We start from the raw sequence: 24,983 nt of genomic DNA, 5'->3' as shown, positions 1-24,983 counted from the left end.
CTCCTGGTGATCGTTCTACCCTTGGCGGGCGGCGACCCGCCCGGTGACTGTCCGCAAGAGCTCTTCAGGACGGGCGTCCGCCCCGCCCATCCAGGCGACGTGCTGGTCCGGGCGCACGAGCAGGAGCGGGGTGGGATAGCGCCCGGCGCAGTCCCCCGGGAGGTCGACCGTGGTGAGGGGGATCCCCAGCTCGCCTGCCGCGTCGGCCCACTGCCGCACGCCGGCGGTGCGGTCGGTCCGCAGCAGGGTGAAGTCGGGCCCGAGGACGTCGAGCACCGGCCTGCCGTCGTCGAGCCAGACGTGCGGCAGCCGGAAACCCGCCTGCGCCCGGTCCCGGTACCCGCCCATGCTGACGGCCGCCTGGTCCGCGCCCCCGACGACCAGCGGCGAGTTCGCGTAGTGGTAGCCGAAGCTGAACCCGTCCGGCGAGTACCGGTGCGGCTCCGTCACCGCCAGCCGGCCGGCGAGCGCGGCGCGGGCCCGCGCACCGTCCGGGCCCGGCAGGTGGACGTCCGGAGAGACGTCCGCCAGGGACGCCTGCGCGGCCGAGCCCACCGCGGCGGCGAACTGCTCCCCCACCGGCTTGCGCTCCTTCTCGTACGCGGCCAGCAGGTCCGGCGGGGCCCACCCGTGGCGGACCGCCGCGAGCATCCAGCTCAGCGTCGCCGCGTCCTGGATCCCGGCGTTCATGCCGAACCCGCCGACCGGGATCCAGAGGTGGGCGGCGTCCCCGGCCAGGAACACCCTTCCCTCGTTGTACCGCTCGGCGACGAGCCGGCGTCCGGTCCAGCGCACCACACCGAGGACCTCGTGCTCGACCTCCCCGCCCACGGCCTCCCGCAGGAGCCGTTCGGGGTCCTCGCCCTCGGTGTCGTGGTCGGGCGCGAAGGCGACGTGGTTGAGCCACAGCTCGTCCCCGTCGATGGCGATCAGGGAGGACTGCCCGCGTCCGTAGGTCCAGTACGTCCAGGCCCGGTCCCGCGCGGCGAGCCGGCCCAGTTCGGGCGACCGGACGAAGGTCGAGACGAACTTCCGTATCGCGTCGACGCCCTGGTAGCGGAACCCCAACCCGCGGCGGACCATGCTGTGCGAGCCGTCGCAGCCGACCAGGTAGGAGCAGCGCAGGACCCGGGTGGTGCCGCCGGTCTCCACGACCGCCTCGACGTGGTCCTCCCGCTGCCGCAGGCCGACCAGCCGGGTGCCGCGTTCGAGCGTCAGCCCGGGGAGGCTCCGCGCGTGCCTCTCCAGGATGGGCTCCAGGAACAGTTGCGAGATCCGGTGCTGCGGCTCCGGCGTCGGCCAGCCCTCCTTGCCGGCCCCGGCCAGCACGTCGCGGGCCGAGGGCAGGTCGATGCGGAAGATCTCCTCGCCGCGCAGGGCCGTCCGGTACTGGATCGTCGTGGGATAGTCCGCGGGGAGCCCGGCCCGCCGGATGTCGTCGGCGAGCCCGAGCCGCCGGAAGATCTCCATCGACCGGGCGGAGGTGGTGTTGCACCGGGGGTTGACGCCCCGCTCTTCGGCCGCCTCCACGACGTGGCACGCGACGCCGCGCCGTGCGAGGTCGATGGCAAGGGTGAGGCCGGTGGGACCCGCCCCGACCACCAGGACGTCGATCCGGTCCGCTCGGCCGTTCGTCTCCTGTGTCATGGGTCGAGGAACTCCCCTACCAGGCCGCAGAACTCGTCCGGCCGGTCGACGTGGATCCAGTGCCCGGCCCCGGCCACCACCTTCAGGCGGCCGTTGGGCAGAGCGCCGGCGAGCCGCTCGGAAACCTCGACCGCTGAGACCCGGTCGCGTTCTCCGTGCAGGACGAGGACCGGGTTGACGATGCCGGCCGGATCGACGGGGGGCGGGCCTCCGGCGGCGAACATCGACCGGAACGCCGCCTCGGAGCCGGGGCGCAGGGCCTGCTCCAGCCGGAGGTCGGTGAGCTCGTCGAGCAGCGCGCGGTGGGGACCCTCATCGGCGACCAGACGGCCCAAGGTGGCGCGCATGGACTCCCTTGTCGGCTCGTCGTAGAAGGGAACGGCGCGAGGCGGCGGCCCGGTACCCGCGCCTCCCATCACGACCGCGCGCCCGATCCGGCCGGGCGCCGCGGTCATGAGGGCCAGCGCCGCGGCACCGCCCGCGGCCGAGTTGCCCACGAGGTGCACGCGTTCCAGGCCGTGGCGATCGAGCAGATCCAGGATCTGCCGCGAGCGAGCCCGCGCCCAGGCCCCCGGCCCACGCAGCCCGCGGGCTGCGGCGCCGGTGATCTGCGTGCCGAATCCGAGGAGGTCGGGGACGAGACAGCGGAACTCGGACGAGATCCGGGAGCGCACGGACGCCCAGTTGCTCGCGGCATCGACCCCCGGCCCGCCTCCGTGCAGCAGCACGAGAACGGGTCCGGCGCCGGCCCGGACGGCATCCTGCGATGTGGCCGTCACCTACAGCCTCCTCAATGAACAGGGCGCATTGCGGTCGCGGTTCACGGCGTCCGCGACGACCGGGGAACGGGATCCGCGTTCCAAGGAACCGCAGGCTGTACCGAGAACACAGCATTCGGTCGTCAACCCGGTGAGGAACACCGTCCCCACGCCAAGTCCCTGCAAAATGACTTCCAAGTCCGTGTGACGCCGCCGTGTCCTCTGGCCTTGCCGGGCCGAGCCGCAAGAACGCCGTTGCGAGATGTCAGGAAGCACTCCAGCCTCCGTCGAGCGTCAACTGGGTGCCGCTGACGGACGCCGCCTCCGGCGAGCACAGGTACCCCACCGCGGCCGCGACCTCGTCGGGCTCGATCAGGCGTTTCACCGCCGATCGCGCCAGCAGCACCTCCGAGACGACCCGGTCGGTGCTCATGCCGTGCACTGCGGCCTGGTCCGCCAGCTGGTTCTCGACCAGTGGGGTGCGTACGTACCCGGGGCACACACAGTTGCTCGTGACCCCGCTGGCCGCCCCCTCCAATGCGATCACCTTCGAAAGCCCAAGGAGACCGTGCTTGGCACTCACGTAGGCGGACTTGTACGCGCTGGCCCGGAGGCCGTGGATGCTGGAGATGTGGACGATCCGTCCCCAGCCGCGCTCGTACATGTGCGGAATGACGGCGCGACTCAGCAGGAACGGCGCCTCCAGCATCAGCCGCAGCATGAAGGCGAAGCGCTCAGGGGCGAACTGCTCGACCGGCGCGACGTGCTGGACACCGGCGTTGTTCACCAGGATGTCCGCCTCGAATCCCCGCTCGGCCAGGTCGGCGGTCCGGCTCAAGTCGATGGCCAGGAACTCACCGCCGATCCGCCCGGCCGTCCGTGCCGCGCCGTCCTCGTCGATGTCGCACACCACGACATGGGCGCCGAGGCCCGCCAGCCGGGTCGCGACGGCCGCGCCGATGCCGCTCGCCGCTCCCGTGACCAGAGCACGCCGACCGGAAAGATCCGGCCCCGGAGGGGTACCCATCACGACCTCGGAGACGCGAAGGGATTGGCGTCGGCGTGGTGGTGCCCCCACACGTCCGGGACCCCGAAATCATGCGGGAGCCAGTCCTCTCCCACCTGGATCCCGCCCCATCCGATTTCGAGGTGGAACCCGCTGGGATTTCGCACGTAGAACGAGATGGTCTTGTCGTTGTTGTGCCGTCCGAGGCTGATCGAGATCGGGACGCCGTTGGCCTTGGCCCGGTCGTAGGCCCGGCCGACGTCGTCGATCGAGCCGTGCTCGAGTTCGAGGTGGTGAATGGACGGCGTTTCCGCGGCCGCGAGCGCGATGTTGTGGTGGGTCGAGTTGCAGCGGTAGAAGAACAGGCCGGGGGCGCGGTAGTCGGTCAGCCTGAACTCGAGCACCGATGCGTAGAGCTCGCGGAGTTCGGTGAGCTTGGGGCTGGCCAGGACGAAGTGGCCCAGGCCCGTGGCGCCGGACCACCCACCGGCCGGTTTGGAGGCAGCGGTGCGGGCCTTGGTTTCGCCGATCGCCAGTTCCACGCGGTAGCCGACGGGGTCGGTGAACCAGCGAAGATGCGTGGCTCCGCGCAGCTCCTTTTCGTCCGCGGTCCCCTCTTCGACGGGGAAGCCGGCGTCCGTCAGCCGTTCGGTGAGCCGGTCGAGCTCGCGCGGCGAATCGACGATCCAGCCCAGCTCTCGTGGCGAGTCCACCGTGGAGGGGTAGAGCGCCATGCGGTACTTGTACTCGTCGAGTTCGGCCAGGACGACTTCGTCCCCGCCGAACTCGGCGTGGGCGACGCCGATTCCCAGTGTGCGGCCGAGCAGGTCGGTCCACGCGTCGACGTCGGTGACGTTCAGCCCGACGTATCCCAGCTTCCTGATGCCCACGCCGGTCACCTTTCCGATGCCGCGGATGCGCCACCGCGCAGAAACTCACGGACGATGTGGTTGAACTCGGGCGCACGCTCGTACTGGACCCAGTGCCGGCAGTGCGGCAACACGCGCAGTTCCGCGTCGGGAATGCCGACGAGGATCCTGGACGCCCAGGCAAGCGGAACGGTCTGGTCCTCCCGTCCCCATATGAGCAGCGTGGGGGCGCTGATGAGGGCCAGGTCCGGAGTCAGGTCGCCGTAGTTCGGGGGGGTCGGCAATTCCGGATGGCGCTTACGGCTGGCTTCGTACCGCTCGTCGATCAGGGCCTCCGTCGCCAGGGTCTCGTCGAACACCATGAGGCGGGTGAACTCGGCCATTGCCTCGCGTGAGGGCTTCTCCGCGGCCATATAGGCGAAGAGGCGTTCGAGGCCGACCGGCCAGGGCGGCGCGTCCGCCGGCAGGACCCCGCCCGGCGCCATGAGAACGAGGCGGTCGACGCGCTCCGGGTACCGCATCGCGATCCGCATCGCCACGCTGCCGCCGTAGGAGTTGCCGACCATGTGGGCCCGTTCGATCCCTAGAGCGGTCATCGCACGGCACACCGTCTCAGCGGCTTGAAAGATCAACGGCTCGTCCGTGGCGGGACGGGGCGAGCCGCCCCAACCCGGCAGGTCGACCACGATGTTCCGGTAGTCCTGGAAGGCCGCCAGGTTTCCGCCGAAGTTGCTCATCCCCGTCGCACCCGGTCCCGAGCCGTGCAGCCACACGACCGGGCTGCCTGCACCGACATCGGTGTAGGCCAACTGCGCGTCCCCGACATCCAACGTGCTCATCGTCCACGACCTTCCTCTGTATGTAGCGTTCACTATACAGCCGAGTTCGAGGCCATCAAGAGCGGCCGAGGAATCCGTGAGGACGGTGTCCGCTGCCCCGGACAGCACTGCCTGGGCGGCGCTCCGCGCGGGCCACCGCAGCACTCGCCCCGCTCATGCGCGGGGCGACACCGGCCGCGTGGTCTACAGGCGGCCTGCTACGCGGCGGATCTGGATCTCTTCGGGCGTGCCGAACCGGTGCAGTTCGAACGCCTCGCGCTGGTGCAGGCCGCTATCAGCGGGGATTGCAGGCACTGCCGAACGGTAGCGGGAAACACAGGGGAAACTTGCGTCCCTATTGGGCGGCATCACGCCGGCTTACCCACCTTGATCTTGTGACTTTCCGAGTACGGCATGAGGAGCCTGGAGATGCCCACTGCAGCCGATTCCCGACGCGCGTTTCTGAGGCGCGCGGGGCTGGCCGTTGCCGCGGGTGCGAGCTTCCCCTGCTGGAGTCCGCCCCGAGATCGGTGTTCGCCTCCGCGGACGACCCTGACCAGTTGTTCAGGGAGGGCAGGTTCGCCGCGGCCGAGCGCGGCTATCGACGTCTTCTGCGCGAGGATCCGGAGGACGCGCACGCCTACGCCCAGATCGGATACACCGCCCTGTTGTCCAACCGCTTCGGCGACGCGGAGAAGCACCTGTCCAAGGCTGTCGCCCTAGAGCCCGGCGGCACCTCGGCACAGCGACTGGCCGAGTGCTACGTCCGGCAAGATCGGTTCGCCCGGGCGATACCGCTCCTCCAAAGCACGGGCAGTTCGCGTGACAAGGCGTACGGCGGGCGCGTTCGGAACGACGGTCTTCTACCACTTCCTGACCACGATGAACTACGCCGGCCGCACCCTGGTTCTGCGGCGCAAGACCGGGGCCGCCCCGCGCATGCGGCCGGCCGACCGGCTGCCGCTGTGGCTGGCCGGGGACCATTACCCTTGCACGCTGGGCAGTCTGGGCGACTATGGGCCCCGGATGGTCACCGTCGACACCGGCGGCATCGGCATCGGCCTCGACACCACGGTGGAGATCGCCGAACGGGCGGGTATCGAGGTGGACTACGACCATCCGATCCAACAGCCAGGGGGCAGGCTCTTTCCGATCAGGCCCGAGCGGATCAGCCTGGGCACCCGGGTCAGGCGCGATATGCCCGGCCACGCGGCCGAGAACGTCTTTCCCGGATTCCCCGGCCCGGGCCAGTCGGCACAGTTCGGCTTCGATCTGATCGCCAACTTCACACACGAATTCTTCAAGCCCTACGCCATCACCTTCGACTACACCGACATGTGCCTTTTCATCACGGCAGGTGAATGACCTCCCCGGCTCGACGTGAAGGCATCGCCCGACGGGGCAGGCGGCGCGAGATCGGGGACCCGGTCGTTCAAGCATCGCGCGTCAGGCCGACGAACATCGTCCGGTGGAGTTGGACGACGTGATCGTGGGCTATGCCGGCCGCCGCCGGGTCGTGCCGGCGGATCGCCTCGACCAGGGCCCGGTGCTCGTCGTTGGACCGTCGCAGCGTCTCGAGCGGGTACGGCAGGTAGTAGTGGTACAGCTCGCGCAGCACCGCGCCGTACGGCTCGACGGCCGCCGGGGCGCCGGTCGCGGCGGCGACGGCGAGGTGGAACCGCTCGTCGCAGCCGTGGAACTCCGCCCAGTTCGCCGCCCGGTCCATCTCCGCGACGAGGTCGTCGAGGGCCGCGACGGCCGCATCGCCGGCGTCGCGGGAGGCGAGGTAGGCGATGCCGCATTCTAGGGCCAGGCGGTGGTCGATCAGCCGGTGCACGTCGGCGGCGGCGGACCGGTAGGCGTTCATGGCCTTGACGGCCTGCCGCCTGGGGTGCGCGGCGACGAGTGTCCCGCCGTTCCGGCCGCGCCGCCGTTCGAGTAGCCCGTCCTCGCAGAGCGAGACGAGCGCCCGCCGCACGGTGATCTCCGCGACGTCGAGGGCCCGGGCGATCTGGTCATTGCCGGGAAGGCGCTCCCCCGGCGCCAGCAGCCCGAGGTCGACCGCGAGGGCGATCCGGGCCCGCACCGTCTCCAGCGCCGAGAGCCGCCGGATGCCGCTGAGCGCCGGCGCGCGAAGCCTTTCGGTGGTCGCGCGGTCGCCCGGCTCGGGTGCGTCGGGAGGGACGGGCATGCGCCCACTCTAGCCATGCCGGGGGAGGTCCCGGCTCCGGCCTCTTGGATAACTGCTCATTTTGCTCTATTTTCCTTCCAGGCCCAGAGAGAGGCGGACGACCGTGGCCCGACCACTGCCCATCACGCTCGCGCAGGTGCCGCCGCGCCTGCTCACGGCGCCTTTCGCCGATTTCGCCGCCGAGGCCCGGGACCTGCTCGGCCGGTTCCGGCGAACGCGCGTCCTGGTGTACCCGGAGCTGCACCTGTGCGGCGTGGACACCACGCGCGGGCACGTGCGGCAGCAGGTGCGGGACGCCGCCGAGCCGCTGGACGGGCCGCGAAGGGCGGAGCTCGCCGAGTTGGCGCGCGAGCTCGGGATCTGGCTGCTGCCGGGCAGCGTCGTCGAACGCGGCACGAACGGCGAGCTGTTCAACACCGCGCTCGCCTTCTCTCCCGAGGGCCGCCTCGCCGCGTCGTACCGGAAGATCTTCCCCTGGCGGCCGTACGAGCCGTACGACCCCGGTGACCGGTTCGTCGTCTTCGACCTCGACGGCGGCGGCCGGGTCGGCTTCGCGATCTGCTACGACATCTGGTTCCCCGAGGTCGCCCGCCACCTGGCCTGGATGGGCGCCGAGCTGATCGTCAACCCGGTGATGACCACGACCGAGGACCGGGCGCAGGAACTGGTGCTCGTACGTGCCGCCGCCATCGCCAACCAGGTCTTCGTCGCGAGCGTGAACACCGCCGGACCGGCCGGCACCGGGCACTCGCTGGTGGTCGACCCGGAGGGCGCCGTACGCGCCGAGGCCCCCGGCGACGCCCCCGCCGTCCTCACCGACGTGCTGGACCTGGACGAGGTCACCCGCGTCCGCACGCACGGCACGGCCGGAGTGAACCGCATGTGGGACCAGTTCACCGACGCGGACTCCCCCATCGAACTGCCGCTGTACGAAGGCCGCATCGACCCTCGGCGGTGGCACCCGGCGGGCCATCACCCGCCCGCGACCAACTGAGCCCGTCCCTCGCATCACCCCACGGAGCCGTCCATGGACACCCACCCCCGTCCGCTCAAGCGCAGCCTGACCCTGAGATCGGTCGTCCTGTTCGGCCTGGCGTACATGACGCCGCTGATCGTCCTCGGCACGTTCGGGGTCGTGGCGACCACGACGAACGGCGTCGTGCCGACGGCCTACCTGCTCGCGCTCGTCGCGATGCTCTTCACCGCCTACAGCTACGGACGCATGGCGGCGGCGTACCCGGTGGCCGGCTCGGCGTACACGTACGTACGGCGCGCGATCGAGCCTCGCCTCGGCTTCCTCGTGGGCTGGGCCACGCTACTGGACTACTTCTTCCTGCCGATGGTCATCTGGCTGATCGGCGGGGCGTACCTGCAGGCCAAGTTCCCCGGCGTGCCGGGCTGGACGTGGATCCTCGCCTACATCGCCGTGACCACGGTGCTGAACCTGCTGGGGATCAAGACCGCGGAGCGCACCAACAACCTGCTCATGGTCTTCCAGATCCTGGTCATCGCGATCTTCGTGCTGCTGTCACTGCGGCACGCCGTCGATGTGGACGGCGCCTCGGCGCTCGCCTCGGGGACACCGTTCTTCCACGACGGGGCGACCTTCTCCGGCATCTCGGGCGGGGCGGCCGTCGCGGCGTACTCCTTCCTCGGCTTCGACGCGGTCACCACCCTCACCGAGGAGACCGTCGATCCCAAACGCACGATGCCGCGCGCGATCCTTCTGATCGCGCTGATAGGCGGGGCCATCTTCGTCACGGTCGCGTACACCACGCAGCTGGCCCATCCGGGCAGCGCGTTCGAGGACTCCAGTTCGGCGGCGTTCGAGATCGCCATGACGATCGGCGGTGACCTGTTCTCCTCGATCTTCCTCGCGGGTCTGGTCGTGGCGCAGTGCGCCTCCGGGATCGCGGCGCAGGCCAGCGGGTCACGCCTGCTGTTCGCGATGGGCCGGGACTCGGTCCTGCCGCGCCGGCTGTTCGGCTATATCCACCCGCGTTTCCGAACCCCGGCCTTCAACATCCTGCTCACCGGCGCGGTCGGCCTCATCGCGCTCCGGCTGAGCGTCGCCACCTCGACGTCGTTCATCAACTTCGGTGCCTTCGTGGCATTCACGTGCGTGAACCTGAGCGTCATCGCGATGTTCGTCCGCAACCGCCGCTCCGGCGCGGGCGGCCGCGTCCTGACCGGCGTCCTGGTCCCCACGGTCGGCGCGCTGGTGGACCTGTGGCTGCTGTTCCACCTCGATGGACGAGCCCAGATCCTCGGCATGGTCTGGCTCGCGCTCGGCGTCGCCTACCTGGCGTACCTGACGAGATTCTTCCGGCTCCCACCCCCGGAGCTGGAGTTCACCGAGGACAAGCGCCCTGCCGAGCCGCTACCCGCCGAGTAGGCCAGAACGGCGACAAGTGCTGACCGTCTCAGGCGGGCGCGCGGGGGACTGGCCGCGGGTAATGACCGCCTCGCGGGCGACTGGGGCCGCCCTCGGTGCCGTGTGTGACTCATGCCACATGCGGTGCCTGTCAGGTATCGGGGTGCTGTCTCGCTCAAGTCAGCGAGAGCAGAACGAACCGACAGGAGCAGCGCATGAAGCACCGCATCGTCGTCCTCGGCGCCGGCTATGCCGGGGCCTACGTGGCCGGGAACCTGGCCCGCCGGCTCTCCCCGGCGGACATCGAGATCACCGTGATCAACGCCGTGGAGGACTTCGTCCAGCGGCAGCGGCTGAACCAGCTGGCGGCCGGCCGGGAGATCGAGGCTCCGAAGCTCACCGACGTCTTCGCGGGCACGGATATTCGGCTGCGCGTGGCCCGTGTCACGGCCATCGACCCTGAACGCAAGGTCGTCGCCGTGGCCGACGCCGACGGAGGCGGCGAGGTCGGCTACGACACGCTGCTATACGCGCTCGGCAGCCACGTCGCCGACCAACGCGTCCCCGGCGTGGCAGAGCACGCCTTCGACGTCGCCGGACGGCCCTCGGCGCTGCGCCTGCGCGAGCGCCTGGATCACCTGGAAAGGCGGGGCGGAGGCGGGCGGGTGCTGGTCGTCGGCGACGGGTTGACGGGCATCGAGACCGCCACCGAGATCGCCGAGTCCCGGCACGGCCTGTCGGTGGCGCTTGTCGCCCGCGGCGAGCTGGGGGCCCGGCTCTCCCCCGGGGCCCGCGGCCACCTGCGCCGGGCCTGCGACCGGCTGGGAGTCGCCGTTGTCGAGCACGCCGGCGTCGAGGCCGTCGAGGCCACGCGGGTGCGGTGCGCCGACGGCACCGTCCTGGCGTCCGACGCGACCGTGTGGACGGCCGGGTTCGCGGTCAGTCCCGTCGCGGCCGCGGGCGGTCTTGAGGTCACCGAGGACGGTCAGGTCGTCGTCGATCGCACCATGCGGTCGGTCTCGCACCCGGACGTCTACGCCGTCGGCGACAGCGTCTACACCCTCGGTGACAACGGCCTTCAACTGCCGATGAACTGCGGTTCGGTCGGCTACACCGCCCGGCAGGCCATCGAGGCGATCGTGGGAAGGCTGACCGGCCGCGATATCGCGAACACCAAGCTGGTCTACCGGTACAACGCCATAAGCCTCGGACGGAGGGACGGGATACTTCAGCTGATCGACGGTGCCGGGCAGGCGAGGACGAAGTACATGGGCGGCCGCATGGCCGTGGGGATCAAGGAGAGCCTTCAAAGGGGCGCGCTGTGGGGCACCTCGCATCCGACGTTCGGCATGCCCCTGCGCAGGCGCCGCCTGACCGCCGCGCCCGCCGAGCAGGCGATGGTGTCCGCCGCGAAGTCGGCCACGTAGCCGCCTAGGTTGGTCCCCGTGGACGAGACCGCCGCCGATCGCTTCGACGCCGGCCGGTTCGAGGCCAGCCGGAACCGGCTGGCCTCGCTGGCCTACCGGCTGCTGGGCTCGGCCGCCGACGCCGAGGACGCCGTGCAGGACGCGTTCCTGCACTGGCAGGCGGCCGACCGGCGGCGGATCGAGGTGCCGGAGGCATGGCTGACCAAGGTCGTCACCAACCTGTGCCTCGACCGGCTCCGCTCGGCACGGGCCCGCCGCGAACGCACCGTCGGCGCCTGGCTGCCCGAACCTCTTCTGGAGGGCGACCCGATGCTCGGCCCGGCCGACACCGCCGAGCAGCGCGAAGCGGTCTCTTTGGCCGTGCTGACCCTCATGGAGCGACTGTCACCGCCCGAGCGGGCCGTCTACCTCCTGCGCGAAGCGTTCTCCTACAGCCATGCCGAGATCGCCGAGATCCTCGACATCACCGAATCCACGAGCCAGCAGCACCTGCACCGGGCCCGGCGCCGCATCACCACCGCGCGCCGCCGCGGCGGCGAAGCCGATGCCGCGTCCGCCCGCAGGATCGTCGAGGAGTTCCTCGCCGCCGCCTCCTCGGGCCGCACCGAACGGCTGATGGCGCTGCTCACCGACGACGCGACCGCGGTCTCCGACGGCGCCGGCCTGACCAGGACGCTGCTGCGCTACGACACCCCGCAGGGCATCGCCGCCATCGCACGGGCCGGCTTCCAGCCCGCATCCGCGCAACGGCGGCTCGGCGGCGCGCCCGCCATCCACTACGCGCTTGTCAACCGCACGCCCGCTCTCCTCGTCGTGTTCGGCGACCGGGTCAGCGGCATGGTGGCGTTCGACCTCGCCAACGGCAAGATCGCAACCGTGCTCGGCATCGCCGCCCCCACCCGCCTGGCCCGGCTCACCGAAGCCTGGCGGCGGCACGAAGCGGACACGCCGCTCATCGCCCGGTGGTGACCCCGCGCGCGGGCTGGTGAGCGACGTCTCCGCAGGTTCGAAAAGATTCGATCATATTATTGCAACTTCGCTCTAAACCGCTCATGCTTGGTCGGCGAAGACCCCCCGACGGCTTCGAACGGATTGGAGTTGTCCGTTGCATGTGCGTCGCCATCCCACCCTGCTGATCGCGCTTCTCACGGCCATCGTGAGCGCGGTCGCGCTGCCACCGGCATCCGCCGACGGCTGGCAGCCGAAGACGCCACCGCTCACCACCCCCTGGACCCACGAGGTCGGTCCCCGCAACGCCCTGCCCGACTACCCGCGTCCCCAGCTCACCCGGACGCGGTGGCAGAACCTCAACGGCGTCTGGCAGTTCGCCGGCGCCACCGCGGGTGAGCAGCCCCCCGTGGGCAAGACCCTCGACGAGCGGATCCTCGTCCCCTACCCGGTGGAGTCCGCGCTCTCCGGCATCGCCCGCGACGTCCACAACATGTGGTACCGGCGCACGTTCACCGTCCCCCGCGACTGGCGGACGCGCGGCCAGCGGCTGGTCCTGCGGTTCGGCGCCGTGGACTACAAGGCCACGGTGTACGTGAACGGCCGCCAGGTGGCCGCGCACACCGGCGGCTTCACCGCGTTCTCCGCGGACGTCACCGACGCCCTCAAGCCCGGCGGCGCGCAGGAGCTGATCGTCGGCGTGGAGGACCCCACCGACATCGGCCGCCAGGCCGTCGGCAAGCAGCGCAAGCCCGGCGACGGGATCTTCTACACCCCGGCGTCCGGCATCTGGCAGACCGTGTGGATGGAGCCGGTCTCCGCGGGCCACGTCGAGGACCTCACGATGACCCCGGACCTGGCCGGCAAGAGGCTCCGCCTCACCGCGCACGCGCCCGGAGCGTCCGGCGCGACGGTGGAGGCGGTCGCGTACGCGGGGCGCAAGCCGGTGGGCAAGGTGACGGGCAAGGCCGGGGACGAGCTCTCACTCCGGATCCCCCGCCCGCACCTGTGGACGCCCGACGACCCGTACCTCTACACGCTGAAGATCCGGCTCCGGGACGGCCGCCGGGTCGTGGACGAGGTCGGCTCCTACTTCGGCATGCGCTCGATCAGCCTCGGCAAGGGCGACGACGGCAAGACCCGCATGCTGCTCAACGGCAAGTTCGTCCCGCAGGTCGGCACCCTCGACCAGGGCTACTGGCCGGACGGCGTCTACACGGCCCCGACCGACGAGGCGCTCAAGTTCGACCTGGTCGAGCACAAGAAGCTCGGCTTCAACATGGTCCGCAAGCACATGAAGGTCGAGCCGGACCGCTGGTTCTACTGGGCCGACCGGCTCGGGCTGCTCGTCTGGCAGGACATGCCCGCCATGTTCGGCGGCCACAACCCGCCCGCGGCGGACAAGCAGCAGTTCGAGACCGAGATGCAGGACATGGTGCGGCAGCACGACGCCCACCCGTCGGTGGTCATGTGGGTGCCGTTCAACGAGGGCTGGGGCGAGTACGAGCCCAAGCGGGTCGCCGACACGGTCAAGGGCTGGGACCCGAGCCGGCTCGTCAACGCCGACAGCGGCGTCAACTGCTGCGACTCGCTGCCGGACAACGGCGAGGGCGACATCTATGACGACCACACCTACGTGGGGCCCGGCTCTCCGCCGATCCCGCGCGGCCACCGGGCCACCGTCGCCGGCGAGTACGGCGGCCTCGGCCTCAAGGTCGACGGCCACGAGTTCGACCCCGCGGGCAGCTTCGCCTACGAGATGGCGCCCGACTCGGCGACGCTGACCCGCCGCTACACCGAGGTGCAGGACGGGGTGCGCAAGCTCGTCGTCAAGTGCGGCCTGTCCGGGTCGGTCTACACGCAGATCACCGACGTGGAGAAGGAGGTCAACGGCCTCTTCACCTACGACCGGCAGGTGCCGAAGATGGACGCCGCCAAGGTCCGCGCGGCCAACCGGGCGGTCATCGCGGCGAAGCCGTCGTCCGGCGGCGGCGACGAGCCGCCGGGCACTCCCGGGCTCGCCGGCGTGAGCTTCTACCCGTTCAGCGAGGGCTCCGGCACCACGACCGCCGACGAGGTCGGGGACCACGACGCCACGCTGGTCGGCGGGCCGCAGTGGACGACCGGCCACGACGGTCCCGGCCTGCAGTTCAACGGCTCGGACCAGTTCGCCGACACCGGTGCCGCGATCCTCGACACCGCGGGCGGCTACAGCGTCTCCGCCTGGGTGAAGCTGGACCGCCTCGGCTCGTTCGCGACCGCGGTCAGCCAGGACGGCCCGAGCAACAGCGCCTTCTTCCTGCAGTACTCGGGAGCCGACAACCGGTTCGCGTTCAGCTTCGCCGGCGTCCGGGCGCTGGCTCCCGCGGCACCGCAGACCGGGCAGTGGTACCACCTGACGGGCGTCCGCGACGCGGCGTCCGGGGCGCTGACGCTGTACGTCAACGGCCAGAAGGCCGGCGCCGCCGAGGCGTGCCTCGGGACCGCCTCCACCGGCCACACAGTGATCGGACGGGCCAAGTTCGGCGGCAACCCCGTCGACTTCTGGCCCGGCGCGGTCGACTCGGTGCGCCTGTTCGACCGGGCGCTGTCGGCCGAGGAGGTGGCGAAGCTCGCCGGGGCCGGCGAGTAGCACCCCCGGCGAGTAGCACGAACGCCTGAACGAAGGAGGCGAGGAGTCCGCTCCTCGCCTCCTTCTCGTTGTGCGCGGTGTCTCAGCCGGCCGCGCGCAGGCGGCGGGCGGCCTCCTCCGGGAGGACGTCGTTGATGAACGCGCCCGCGCCCGACTCGCTCGCCGCGAGGTACTTGAGCTTGCCCTCGGCGCGGCGGGGCGTGAAGACGCGGACCGACAGGTGCGCCAGTCCGGCGTCCACGCGGGCCGGGGCCTGCTGCAGGTGCGCGATGTACGGCGCGGGCGCGTCGAAGAGCCGGTCGAAGCGGCGCAGGACGTCCCGGTAGAGCACCATCAGCTCGGACCGCTCGCCGGGGTCGAGGTCGGGGAGCCCGCCGACGTGCCCGTACGGGTAGATGTGGACCTCGTAGGGCCAGCGGGCCGCCTCGGGGACGAACGCGACGAAGCGGTCCGACCTGGCGACGACCCGCTCCCCGGCCCGTTCCGCGGCCACGATGGAGCAGAAGAGGCAGGAGCCCTGTTCCGCCCGGTACCGGCGCGCCATCTCCAGAGCGCGCGCCGGCGCCGCCGGGACGAAGGGGTAGGCGTAGATCTGCCCGTGCGGATGGTGCAGGGTCGTCCCGATCTCCACGCCGCGGTTCTCGAAGACGAAGACGTACTCGGTGCCGGGGAGCCGGTTCAGCTCGGCCGTCCGGTCCGTCCAGGCGCGCGCCACGGTGTCCAGGCGGCGGTCCGGCAGCAGGGCGAACGAGGAGTCGTGGTCGCCGGTGAAGCAGACGACCTCGCACCGGCCGCCGGCGGGCGGGCCGCCGAGGGAGGGGAAGCGGTTCTCGAAGGTGACCACGTGGTAGTCGGCGGCCGGTATCTCGCTCCGCCGGCCGCCGGTGGACGGGCAGAGCGGGCATTCGCTCTGCGCGGGCAGGTGCGTGCGGTCCTGCCGGTGCGCCGCCATGACCACCCACTCGCCCATCACGGGGTCGAGCCGCAGCTCGGAGCGGGGCCGCAGCGGGGGCAGCGAGCGCAGGTCGGGCGCCGTGCGGTCGTGGCCGGGTTCGTCGTCGAAGTAGATGAGCTCCCGGTCGTCGGCCAGCCGGACCGACGTGCGGAGCGAGTTCCGGTGGTCCAGGGTGCCGCCCCCGGTCTCGGAGACCGTCATGTGAGCCTTTGCACGCGGCTCAGGTAGCGCTGCACGACCACGACCACGGCGAGGAACGTGCCGCTGACCACCTGCTGGTAAGCCGAGGTGAGGCTTCCGATCTGGTTGATGATGTTCTGGATGACGCCGAGCAGGAGCACCCCGGCCAGGGTTCCGGACAGCGCTCCCGCGCCGCCGGTGAGCAGGGTGCCGCCGATGACCACGCCGGCGATCACGTCCAGCTCCATGCCGGCGCCGAGGATCGTGACGCCGGAGGACAGCCGGGCGGCGTTCAGCGCGCCCGCCAGCCCGGCGAGCAGGCCGGTCAGGAGATAGACCTGGATCTTGGTGCGGGCGACGGGCACGCCCATGAGCCGGGCCGCGTCCTCGCTGCCGCCGACGGCGTACACGCGCTGCCCGAAGCGCCCGCGCTGGAGCGCGAGGCCGCCGAGGACGAACAGCCCCAGCGTGATGTAGACCGGGTAGGACAGCCCGAGGAACGTGCCCTGCCCGAGCCGCGCGAAGGCATCGCTCTTCACCAGGTAGGTCTCGGCGCCCTCGTTCGAGATGGCGAGCATCAGGCCCCGCGCGCCGAGCAGGCCCGCGAGCGTGACGATGAACGGCGCCATCCCGGTGCGCGCGATGATCACGCCCTGCGCGAGGCCGATGGCGCCGCACACCGCGAGCGGGACCGCGAGGGCCGCGGCCCATCCGTACTGGGACGCCCACGCGGCGAGCACCCCGCCCAGCGCGAACTGCGAGCCGACGGACAGGTCGATGCCGCCGCTGATGATGACGAACGTCATGCCGACGGCGATGATCGCCAGGAAGGACGAGCCGGCGGCGAGGTTGGCGAGGTTCGCCCCCGACGCGAAGCCGTCGAAGACGACGGCGCCCACGGCCGCGACGAGGAGCAGCACGATCGGCGCGCCGTACTGCTGCAGCAGGCGCCCGGCCTGCTCGCCGCGTGCCGCGGCGGCGCCCGGCTCCGGCTCGGCGGCGGGCCGGCCGACGGTGGTGAGCGGTGTCATCGGGTCATCCGTTCCCTGGCCGCGTAGACGGCGACGAGGATGATGGCGGCCTGCACCATCTGCGTCCCGGACGAGGGCAGGTCGTGCTTGGTCAGCGTCGAGGTGAGCAGCTGCATGAGCAGCGCGCCCATCACGGTGCCCGCCACGCGCACCCGCCCGCCGGTGAGCGGGGTGCCGCCGACGACGACCGCGGTGATCGCCGACAGCTCCATCAGCAGCCCGAGCGAGGTCGGGTCGGCCGCCTGGATCCGCGCGGTGGACAGCACCCCCGCGATCGCGGCGAGGACGCCCGACAGCATGTAGACGAGCAGCAGGACCCGCTTGACGGGCAGCCCGGACAGCTCGCTGGCCCGCCGGTTCCCGCCGATCGCCACCAGCCGCCGCCCGAACGTGGTGCGGCCGACGAGGAACGCGACCAGCGCGACGACGGCCGCCGCGACCAGCACGACGTAGGGGACGCCGAGCACGGCGTCGCCGCCGAGCGACAGCAGTGCGGGGTCGCGGAAGTCCTCCAACTGCGGGACGAAGACGTTGGCGAGCCCGCGCAGCCCGACCAGCAGCGCCAGCGTCGCCACGATCGGCTGCACCCCGACGAACGCGACCAGGGAGCCGCCCGCCAGCCCGCTGAGCGCGCCGGCCAGCAGCGCCATCAGCACCGCGGGGACCAGGCCGTACCCGAGGTACAGCGCGATCATGGCCGCGGCCAGCGACATCACCGAGCCCACCGACAGGTCGATGCCCTCGGTGCCGATCACCAGCGCCATCCCGAGCGATACGATCAGGACCGGCGTCACCTGGACGAGCTGGTTCCGGAAGTTGTCCACCTCCAGGAAGTGCGGGGTGAAGAACGCGTTGAACAGCAGCAGCACCGCGACGGCGAGGTAGACGCCGTAGTTCTGCAGCCACGTCAGCGCGCGGGCGCGGTCGAGCCCCTGGAAGGGGGAGGCCGTCACCTGGGCCATGTCAGTCCTTGTCCTTTCCGGTCGCCGCCGGCCCGTCCTCCTCCGGCGCCGCGTCCGCGGGGGTCCGGGGGTCCGGCTCGGCGGCGATGGCCGCCATGACGCCCTGCTCGCTCACCTGGTCGCCGGTGAGCTCCCCGGCGACCGCGCCGTCGCGCAGGACGACCACCCGGTCGGCTCCCTCGACGAGCTCCTCCAGGTCGGAGGAGATCAGCAGGACGCCGAGGCCCTCGCGGGCCAGCTCGTCGATCAGGGTCTGCACCTCCGCCTTGGCGCCGACGTCGATGCCGCGCGTCGGCTCGTCCAGCAGGAGGACCTTCGGCTCGGTGGCGAGCCACCGGGCCAGCAGCACCTTCTGCTGGTTGCCGCCGGACAGCTCGCCGACCCGCTGGTGCACCGAGGACGCCTTGATGCGCAGCCGCTTCATGAACGTGTCGACGACGCGGTCGATGCGGGCGTCGGAGACGATGCCCGCCCGCGACAGGCCGGGCAGCGCGGCCAGCGCGATGTTCTCGCGGATGGACAGGCCCGGCACGACCCCCTCGGCCTTGCGGTCCTCGGGCAGCATCGCGATGCCCGCCTTGTTCGCGCTCGCCGTGGTGGGCCGCCGCAGGGACCGTCCCGCGACGACGACCGTCCCCTCGTCCAGGGGCAGCGCTCCGGCGATCGCCTTGGCCGTCTCGCTGCGTCCCGACCCGAGCAGGCCGCCGAGACCGACGACCTCGCCGGGACGGACGGTCACCGACACGTCGTGCAGCTGATGGCGGCGCGTCAGCCCGCGCGCCTCCAGGACCGGGACGTCGCCGGTCCGCTCGTGGTCTCCGGAGAACTTCGTGAGGCCCTCGGCGCGCACCTCGGCCATGTCCCGGCCGAGCATCAGCGAGACCAGCCGGAGCCGGTCCAGGTCGGCGAGCACGCCGGTGTGCACCATCCGGCCGTCGCGCAGGACGGTGACGCGGTCGCACACGCGGAACAGCTCGTCCAGCCTGTGGCTGACGTAGACGACCGCGATGCCCCGGTCCTGCAGGCCCCGGATGACGCCGAAGAGCGTCTCCACCTCGCGGGGTTCGAGGGAGCTGGTCGGCTCGTCCATGACCACGACGCGGGCGTCCACCGACACCGCCCTGGCGAGCGCGACCATCTGCTGCGTCCCGACGCCGTAGGACCGCAGCGGGCGGCGGACGTCGATCCGGACGCCGTAGGGGGCGAGGATCTCCTCGGCGCGCTCGTGCAGCGCGCGGGTGTCGATGAGGCGGAGGCGGTTGCGGGGCTCGCGGCCGAGCAGCAGGTTGCGCGCCACGCTCATCAGCGGGACGAGGCCTATCTCCTGGTGGATGGCCTGGATGCCGGCGCGCTGGGCGTCGAGGGGCCCCGCGAAGGAGACCGGCTCGCCGTTGATGCGGAGCCCGCCGGCGTCGGGGCGGTGCACGCCGGTCAGCACCTTCAGCAGCGTGGACTTGCCGGCGCCGTTCTCCCCGACCAGCGCGTGCGCCTCCCCGGGGCGCAGGCCGAAGGAGACGTCGTCGAGCGCGAGCACTCCGGGAAAGCGCTTGACGATCCCGGCCGCCTCGATGAGCGGCACGTCGTGGGGGGCGGACTTGGATGGGGGCACGGGCCACTCCCGGCGGAGATCTCCGGAGGGCGGCGGGCGGCCACGGGGTAGTCAGGCGCGCCCGCCGCCCGGTCAGAGGCGGGGAAACAGGGTCATGCGGCGTCCGGAACGCCGGGTCCGGATCAGTAGGCGTACGACAGGGCCTCCTTGGCGTTGGAGGAGTCGTACTCGCGGTCCTCGATCACGACCTTCTGCGGGATCTCGCCGCCGTCGAGGAACTTCTGGAGCGTCTGGAAGGCCAGCGGGCCGAACCTCGGGTTGGACTCGACGACCGCGTGGATCCAGCCGTCCACGATGCCCTGCACCGCGGCGCGCGTGCCGTCCACCGAGACAATCTTGACGTCGCCGGGCTTCTTGCCGGCGCCCTTCAGCGCGGTGACGGCGCCGAGCGCCATCTCGTCGTTCTCGGCGTAGATGGCGTCGATGTCGGGGTGGCTCTGCACGAGCTGCTCGGTGACCTGCTGGCCCTTCTCCCGGGCGAACTCGCCGGTCTGCTCGAAGGTGACCTGGATCCCGGGCGCCTTGGCCTTGATCTGGTCCTTGAACCCCTTGGTGCGCTCGGTGGTGACGTTGTTGCCGGCCGCGCCGAGCAGGATCGCCACCTTGCCCTTGCCGTCCAGCGCCTTGATCATCTGGTCGGCGGCCCGCTTGCCCTGCTCGACGAAGTCCGAGCCGATGAAGGTCACGTAGTCCTTGCAGGCGGTCGCGTTGATCTGCCGGTCGACGGTGATGATGGGGATCTTCTTGGCCGTGGCCTGCTGCAGCACCGGCTCCCAGCCGTCGGAGTTGAGCGGGGCGATGACCAGCGCCTTGGCGCCCTGGGCGATGAGCTGCTGGACGTCGCTGATCTGCTTGCCGAACTGCGACTGGGCGTTGGTGCTGCGCAGCTTGGACACGCCGATCTTCTTGGCCTCGGCCTTGATCGAGCCGGTCTCGGCGATGCGGAAGGGGTTGGCCTCCTTCTCCGACTGGGAGAAGCCGATCACCGCGCTCTTGGGGTCGAACTTCTCGCCCCCGAACTTGCCGAGCGTGCAGGTCGGCCCGGCGGCCGCGGAGGACTGGACGACCTGCTGCTGGCCCTCGGCGTCCTGGCCGCCGGCGGACCCCGCGTCGTCCTCGGACTTGGCGCAGCCCGACACGGCGAGTGTCACGGCGGCACAGATCGCGATGGCGGACCTCAGCGAGGCGCCGGGCCTGGGGGGCTTGACCATGATCGTGGTCCTTTCGCGAACCGGGGTGGTGCCGTCATTCAGCCACTGCCGATCAGATTCTGTCAATATCGCTCAGGTAACGACATCCGGGCAACCGAGAACGGTCACCCGCAGACGGCGGTCACCCGGACCCCGCCCGTGGCGAGGGCCGCCAGCTCGGCACCGGCCACGGGGGCGTCGCTGACGAGGGCGCTCATCAGGCCCGGCGGCACGGTCTGGTACACCGCCTCGACCCCGACCTTCGTCGCGTCCGCGAGCACCACCACCTCCGTGGCGGCGCGGGCGAGCGCGCGGTCCACCATCGCGACCTCCATGTTCGGCGTGGACAGCCCGCGCTCGGCCGTCAGCCCGTTCCCCGACAGGAACGCGACCCGCGCCCGCAGGCCCGCCAGCGACTGCTCGGCCGCCCCGCCCACCAGCGCGCGGATGGACCCGCGCAGCACTCCCCCGGTCAGCAGGACCTCCACGTCGGGCGCCCTGGCCAGCGTGTGCGCGACCGCCAGGGAGTTGGTCACCACGGTCAGCCCGCGCCGGGCCACCAGGTGGGCGGCGAGCCGCTCCGTGGTGGTGCCGGCGCCGAGCACCACCGTGTCACCGTCCTCGACCATGCCCGCCGCGGCCACGGCGATGGCTTCCTTCTCGGCCCCCGCCACCCGCGCCTTCTCGCCGTAGGAGGGCTCGTACGCCAGCGTCCCGGGCGGGAACGCGCCGCCGCGGGCCCGGACGAGCAGCCCCTGCTCGGCCAGCACGCGCAGATCCCGGCGCACGGTCACGTCCGAGCCGCCGACCGCGGTGGCGAGGTCGCGCAGCGCCATCCAGCCGTTGCGCTGGACGAGCTCAAGGATGTGCCGCCTGCGCGCCGCGGCGAAGCCCGGTCCGCTCACCCGATCCTCGATGTTCGTAAGTGACAGTTCTTGATTGATTCTGCCAGGATTGCGCCAGCAGCCTGTCAGCGAGGAGCCGCCGTGTCGATCGAGGACGAGTTCGCCGCCGCCTACGGCCGGACGCCCACCGCGACCTGGCGCGCGCCCGGCCGGGTGAACCTGATCGGCGAGCACACCGACTACAACGACGGCCTGGTGCTCCCCTTCGCCATCGGGCTCGGGGTCACGGTCGCGGGCGCCCGCCGGGACGACGGCATGCTCGAACTCCGGTCGCGCCAGGCGCCCGGCGGCGAGGTGACCGTGCCGGTGAAGGACCTGGCGCCGCGCGGCGTCCCCGGGTGGGCCGCCTACCCCGCCGGCGTCGCGTGGGCGCTCCGCGAGCACGGCGTGGGCGGCGCGTCCCTGCTGGTGGACGCCGACCTGCCGCGCGGTGCGGGGCTCTCCTCGTCGGCCGCGCTCGAATGCGCGACCGCGCTGACCCTGTGCGACCTCTACGGGGTCGCCGTCTCGCGGACGGAACTCGCGCGGCTCGCCCAGCGGGCCGAGAACCTCTTCGCCGGGGTCCCCTGCGGGCTCATGGACCAGTCGGCGTCGCTGCTGGCCGTCGCGGGGCACGCCCTGCTGCTGGACTGCCGCAGCGGCGAGACCGAGCAGGTGCCGCTCGCATTCGAGGGCCTTGCCGCGCTGGTCGTGGACACCCGCGCCGAACACGCCCTCGCCGGCGGCGAGTACGCCGCCAGGCGCGGGCAGTGCGAGCGGGCCGCCGAACTCCTCGGCGTCGCCGCGCTCCGGGACGTCGCGGACCTGGATCCGGCCCTCCGGACGCTGCGCGACCCGGTCCTCCGCCGGCGGGTCCGCCACATCGTGACGGAGAACGCGCGGGTGGCGTCGGCCGCCCGGCTGCTGGGGGCCGCCGCCCGGACGCCGGGACGCGAGCCCGGCGCGGGACTCGGGGCCCTGCTCACCGCGTCCCACGCGTCCCTGCGGGACGACTACGAGGTCTCCTGGCCGGAGGCCGATCTCACCGTGTCCGCGGGCGTGCACGCCGGTGCGCACGGCGGGCGAATGATCGGCGGCGGCTTCGGCGGCTCCGTGCTGCTGCTCTGCCCCGCCGGGAAGGTCGCCGGCGTGAGCGCCGGGATCGAGGCCGCCTACGCCGCGCAGGAGCGGCCGTCACCCCGGATCCACCGGGTGACCCCGTCCGCCGGCGCCGCACGGGCCGCCTGAGCGGGCCGGCCCGTCCTACGCCTCGGCGGCGTCGGAGCGGACCGGGGCGACCCAGACGTCGACCCCCGCGTTCTCGAACTCGCTCAGCTCCGACTGGGGCGCCCTGCCGTCGGTCACCAGGAACGCGATCTCGTCGGTGGGCACCGTCTGGAACATCGTGTCGACGCCCACCTTCGTGTGGTCGACCAGGGCGACCACCTCCTGGGCGGCGTGCGCCAGCGCGCGGTCGACGCCCGCGACCAGCATGTTCGGCGTGGACAGGCCCCGCTCGGTGGTCAGCCCGTTCCCCGAGATGAACGCCCGGCGGACCCGCAGGCTGGCCAGCGTCTGCTCGGCCGCCCCGCCCACGAGCGCGTGGATGGCGCCCCGCAGGGACCCGCCCGTCATCACCACCTCGACGCCGCGCGCCTCGGCGAGCACCTGGGCCACGAGCAGCGAGTTGGTGACGACCGTCAGCGAGTCGAAGCCGACCAGCTCGCGGGCCAGCTCCCGAGTGGTCGTCCCCGCGCCGATCACCACCGCGTCGCCCTCCTCGATGAGGTCGGACGCGAGCCGCGCGATCGCCGCCTTCTCCTCGGCCGCCACCTTGGCCTTCTGCTGGTAGGTCGGCTCGCGGGACAGCCCGCCCGGCGCCATCGCCCCGCCGTGCCGGCGGTCGAGCAGCCCCTCGGCCTCCAGGGCGCGGATGTCGCGGCGCACGGTCGCCTCGGACGCCTCCAGCGACGCCGCCAGGTCGCGCATGGAGACCGCGCCGTTCGCGCGGACGATCTCCAGCAGCCGCTGGCGGCGCTCGGCGGCGAACCCCGGACGACGTGGCATGCGTGCCCTTCCCGGAACGGTTCCGTGATGACAGGTCGGTGGTCCCGATGATGCCAGATCCGCGCCCCCACCGAACGATCCGCGCCCGCCGGGCGCCCGGATCCGCCGGACGGTCCCATGGAAGAGGACACGCGCGCTCGCCCAGGGTCGATTGATCGTAAACTGAGGGTCATGTCCGGCGAGGGTCCCACGTGCACGTGCGTCATCTGCCGTGACTACGGTGACCGCGACCGCTTGGACAACTTCCAGCTCCGCACGATCGTGCACATCACGCAGTACGGGTGGAGCGTCGTCCTCGTCCACGCCGACGACGACGGCCCCGGATGGGCGTACACGGTGGGGCTGTGGCACAGCCACCGGGCGCCGGAGCTGGCGATGTTCGGCGGCGACGTGTACGAGACCGAGGAGATCCTCAACGCCCTCGGCCGGCAGGCCGCCGAGGGCCGGGTCCCGGCGGACGGCGAGCGCCGCGACGGCGTCGTGCGGGGGCAGCAGGCCGCCTTCCGGGACGCCGACCCGCACTGGTACGGCGGGCTGTTCTCCGGCGCCGTGACGTTCTACCGGCGCCCCCCGCTGCCGATCCTGCAGGTCGTGTGGCCCAACCGGGAGGGCCTGTTCCCGTGGCAGCCCGGCACCGACCTGCCCTTCCGGCACGCGCAGCCCTGGCTGTGGCTCGACCCGAAGCAGCATCCGGCCGGCGCCTGGACGCGGCGGCTCGCCGGGCGGCGCGCCGACGGGTGGCTCTGACCGGCGGCGCCACCGGGCCGGCGCCCCGCGGCGGGCATACGATCGGCGGGTGTACGGGCCGATCGCCGCGACCATCCGGACCCAGCGCCTCGTCCTGGAGCCGCTGGCGGTCCACCACGCGGACGAGCTGGCCCCGGTCCTGGACGACCGGCGGCTGCACGCCTACATCGGCGGCGAGCCGCTCACGCGGGACGAGCTGCGCGCCCGCTACGCGCACCTGGTCGCGGGCCCGGCGCCGTTCCACCAGGAGTACTGGCTGAACTGGATCGTGCGGCGCGTCCGGGACGGGCAGGCCGTCGGCTACGTCCAGGCGACGGTCGCCCCCGCGCCGCCGGGGTTCACGGTGACGCCCGCGGACGCCGGCTCGACGGTCACGCCCGGTCCGCCGCGGCACCGCGCCTCGGTCGCCTGGGTGATCGGCATGCCCTACCAGGGGTTCGGCTTCGCGACCGAGGCCGCCCGCGCGCTGCTGGACTGGCTGGCGGCGCACGGGATCCGGGACGTCGTCGCCACCATCCACCCCGAGAACCGGGCGTCGGAGGCCGTCGCGTCCAAGATCGGCATGCGCGCCACCGGCGAGACCAGCGAGGAGGAGAGCGTCTGGCGCCTCCGCCGCCGGGCCGTCCCGTGATAGGTGGGTTGGCGGGTTGGTGGGGGGTGGAGGACGGTGGGCGGACGGAGTCCGTCG

Annotated in this window: 24 protein-coding genes and 1 pseudogene; 11 read left to right on the top strand and 14 right to left on the bottom strand. The window is 72.0% G+C overall.

Translation table 11 applies throughout. The annotated features are described in order from the left end of the window. Positions 1-15: 15 nt before the first annotated feature. From BM339_RS07525 to BM339_RS07500, 6 genes are read right to left on the bottom strand one after another with little or no spacing between them, the layout of a single operon-like run. Positions 16-1,647, bottom strand: coding sequence for an FAD-dependent monooxygenase (locus BM339_RS07525; RefSeq protein WP_075020337.1), 1,632 nt, complete (start codon positions 1,645-1,647; stop codon positions 16-18). Next, positions 1,644-2,426, bottom strand: coding sequence for an alpha/beta fold hydrolase (locus BM339_RS07520; protein WP_075020336.1), 783 nt, complete (start codon positions 2,424-2,426; stop codon positions 1,644-1,646). The genes BM339_RS07525 and BM339_RS07520 overlap by 4 nt, the downstream gene beginning before the upstream one ends. Further along, positions 2,427-2,681 (bottom strand): cysteine hydrolase family protein, encoded by a 255-nt coding sequence (locus BM339_RS52585; RefSeq protein WP_081842848.1) that lies wholly within the window; start codon positions 2,679-2,681, stop codon positions 2,427-2,429. Then, positions 2,671-3,432, bottom strand: coding sequence for a 3-hydroxybutyrate dehydrogenase (locus BM339_RS07510; RefSeq protein WP_075020335.1), 762 nt, complete (start codon positions 3,430-3,432; stop codon positions 2,671-2,673). Before BM339_RS07510 ends, BM339_RS52585 begins: the two co-directional genes overlap by 11 nt. Next, entirely contained in the window at positions 3,432-4,301 is an 870-nt protein-coding gene (locus BM339_RS07505) for a VOC family protein (protein WP_075020603.1), read from the bottom strand. The genes BM339_RS07510 and BM339_RS07505 overlap by 1 nt, the downstream gene beginning before the upstream one ends. Before the next feature lie 5 nt (positions 4,302-4,306). Next, positions 4,307-5,119 carry an alpha/beta fold hydrolase gene (locus BM339_RS07500; RefSeq protein ID WP_075020334.1) on the bottom strand — a complete coding sequence of 271 codons (813 nt, stop codon included), beginning with the start codon at positions 5,117-5,119 and terminating at the stop codon, positions 4,307-4,309. 393 nt (positions 5,120-5,512) lie between these two features. Between BM339_RS07500 and BM339_RS52580 the strand changes: the two genes are divergently transcribed. The 3 genes and pseudogenes from BM339_RS52580 to BM339_RS49665 all read left to right on the top strand — a co-directional run bounded on the left by BM339_RS52580 (position 5,513) and on the right by BM339_RS49665 (position 6,463). After that, positions 5,513-5,821 (top strand): twin-arginine translocation signal domain-containing protein, encoded by a 309-nt coding sequence (locus BM339_RS52580; RefSeq protein WP_083597395.1) that lies wholly within the window; start codon positions 5,513-5,515, stop codon positions 5,819-5,821. Continuing rightward, positions 5,767-5,898, top strand: a pseudogene (locus tag BM339_RS52825) (tetratricopeptide repeat protein); the annotation flags it as partial. The gene BM339_RS52580 and the pseudogene BM339_RS52825, both read left to right, overlap by 55 nt. A 22-nt stretch (positions 5,899-5,920) precedes the next feature. Then, positions 5,921-6,463: a hypothetical protein gene (locus BM339_RS49665; protein WP_075020333.1), complete on the top strand. Its 543-nt coding sequence runs from the start codon at positions 5,921-5,923 to the stop codon at positions 6,461-6,463. Between the two features lie 67 nt (positions 6,464-6,530). Here BM339_RS49665 and BM339_RS07490 read toward each other — a convergent pair whose 3' ends face one another. Continuing rightward, complete coding sequence (locus BM339_RS07490) at positions 6,531-7,289, bottom strand: FadR/GntR family transcriptional regulator (protein WP_075020332.1); 759 nt, start codon at positions 7,287-7,289, stop codon at positions 6,531-6,533. A gap of 103 nt (positions 7,290-7,392) precedes the next feature. On the opposite strand from BM339_RS07490, the gene BM339_RS07485 reads away from it, so the two are divergent. The 5 genes from BM339_RS07485 to BM339_RS07465 all read left to right on the top strand — a co-directional run bounded on the left by BM339_RS07485 (position 7,393) and on the right by BM339_RS07465 (position 14,670). Continuing rightward, positions 7,393-8,283 (top strand): carbon-nitrogen hydrolase family protein, encoded by an 891-nt coding sequence (locus BM339_RS07485; protein ID WP_083597393.1) that lies wholly within the window; start codon positions 7,393-7,395, stop codon positions 8,281-8,283. A gap of 33 nt (positions 8,284-8,316) precedes the next feature. Next, positions 8,317-9,684 (top strand): APC family permease, encoded by a 1,368-nt coding sequence (locus tag BM339_RS07480; protein WP_075020331.1) that lies wholly within the window; start codon positions 8,317-8,319, stop codon positions 9,682-9,684. Positions 9,685-9,878: 194 nt separating this feature from the next. Continuing rightward, positions 9,879-11,090 (top strand): NAD(P)/FAD-dependent oxidoreductase, encoded by a 1,212-nt coding sequence (locus BM339_RS07475; RefSeq protein WP_075020330.1) that lies wholly within the window; start codon positions 9,879-9,881, stop codon positions 11,088-11,090. Between the two features lie 18 nt (positions 11,091-11,108). After that, entirely contained in the window at positions 11,109-12,059 is a 951-nt protein-coding gene (locus tag BM339_RS07470; RefSeq protein WP_024936194.1) for a sigma-70 family RNA polymerase sigma factor, read from the top strand. 142 nt (positions 12,060-12,201) lie between these two features. Next, a complete protein-coding gene (locus BM339_RS07465) occupies positions 12,202-14,670 on the top strand; it encodes a LamG-like jellyroll fold domain-containing protein (RefSeq protein ID WP_256255279.1) in 2,469 nt (822 codons plus the stop codon). Between the two features lie 82 nt (positions 14,671-14,752). Here the strand turns inward: BM339_RS07465 and galT are convergent, their stop codons facing one another. From galT to BM339_RS07435, 6 genes are all read right to left on the bottom strand, one after another. After that, positions 14,753-15,826 carry a galactose-1-phosphate uridylyltransferase gene (gene galT / locus BM339_RS07460; protein ID WP_075020329.1) on the bottom strand — a complete coding sequence of 358 codons (1,074 nt, stop codon included), beginning with the start codon at positions 15,824-15,826 and terminating at the stop codon, positions 14,753-14,755. Then, entirely contained in the window at positions 15,823-16,836 is a 1,014-nt protein-coding gene (locus tag BM339_RS07455) for an ABC transporter permease (RefSeq protein WP_083597391.1), read from the bottom strand. The genes galT and BM339_RS07455 overlap by 4 nt, the downstream gene beginning before the upstream one ends. Further along, the gene (locus BM339_RS07450) at positions 16,833-17,798 is read right to left on the bottom strand and encodes an ABC transporter permease (RefSeq protein ID WP_021593107.1); all 966 of its coding nucleotides are present in this window, start codon (positions 17,796-17,798) and stop codon (positions 16,833-16,835) included. The genes BM339_RS07455 and BM339_RS07450 overlap by 4 nt, the downstream gene beginning before the upstream one ends. A gap of 1 nt (position 17,799) precedes the next feature. Next, positions 17,800-19,407 (bottom strand): sugar ABC transporter ATP-binding protein, encoded by a 1,608-nt coding sequence (locus tag BM339_RS07445; RefSeq protein ID WP_021593106.1) that lies wholly within the window; start codon positions 19,405-19,407, stop codon positions 17,800-17,802. A 122-nt stretch (positions 19,408-19,529) separates the two neighbouring features. Continuing rightward, positions 19,530-20,618 carry an ABC transporter substrate-binding protein gene (locus tag BM339_RS07440; protein WP_021593105.1) on the bottom strand — a complete coding sequence of 363 codons (1,089 nt, stop codon included), beginning with the start codon at positions 20,616-20,618 and terminating at the stop codon, positions 19,530-19,532. A gap of 104 nt (positions 20,619-20,722) precedes the next feature. Then, positions 20,723-21,502: a DeoR/GlpR family DNA-binding transcription regulator gene (locus BM339_RS07435; protein WP_075020328.1), complete on the bottom strand. Its 780-nt coding sequence runs from the start codon at positions 21,500-21,502 to the stop codon at positions 20,723-20,725. Between the two features lie 81 nt (positions 21,503-21,583). Between BM339_RS07435 and galK the strand changes: the two genes are divergently transcribed. Then, entirely contained in the window at positions 21,584-22,729 is a 1,146-nt protein-coding gene (gene galK / locus BM339_RS07430) for a galactokinase (protein ID WP_075020327.1), read from the top strand. Positions 22,730-22,744: 15 nt separating this feature from the next. On the opposite strand, the gene BM339_RS07425 is transcribed toward galK, so the two are convergent. After that, positions 22,745-23,548, bottom strand: coding sequence for a DeoR/GlpR family DNA-binding transcription regulator (locus BM339_RS07425; RefSeq protein WP_021593102.1), 804 nt, complete (start codon positions 23,546-23,548; stop codon positions 22,745-22,747). 171 nt (positions 23,549-23,719) lie between these two features. Here BM339_RS07425 and BM339_RS07420 point away from each other — a divergent pair, with 171 nt between their 5' ends. Further along, entirely contained in the window at positions 23,720-24,295 is a 576-nt protein-coding gene (locus BM339_RS07420) for a DUF4262 domain-containing protein (RefSeq protein ID WP_075020326.1), read from the top strand. Positions 24,296-24,344: 49 nt separating this feature from the next. Further along, on the top strand, positions 24,345-24,926 hold the full coding sequence (locus BM339_RS07415; protein ID WP_075020325.1) for a GNAT family N-acetyltransferase: 582 nt from the start codon (positions 24,345-24,347) through the stop codon (positions 24,924-24,926). Positions 24,927-24,983 lie beyond the last annotated feature (57 nt).

The organism is Actinomadura madurae, assembly GCF_900115095.1.
Lineage (GTDB): Bacteria > Actinomycetota > Actinomycetes > Streptosporangiales > Streptosporangiaceae > Spirillospora > Spirillospora madurae.
Note: the sequence above shows the minus strand (reverse complement) of the source record. Positions and strands in the feature narration are given on the sequence as shown.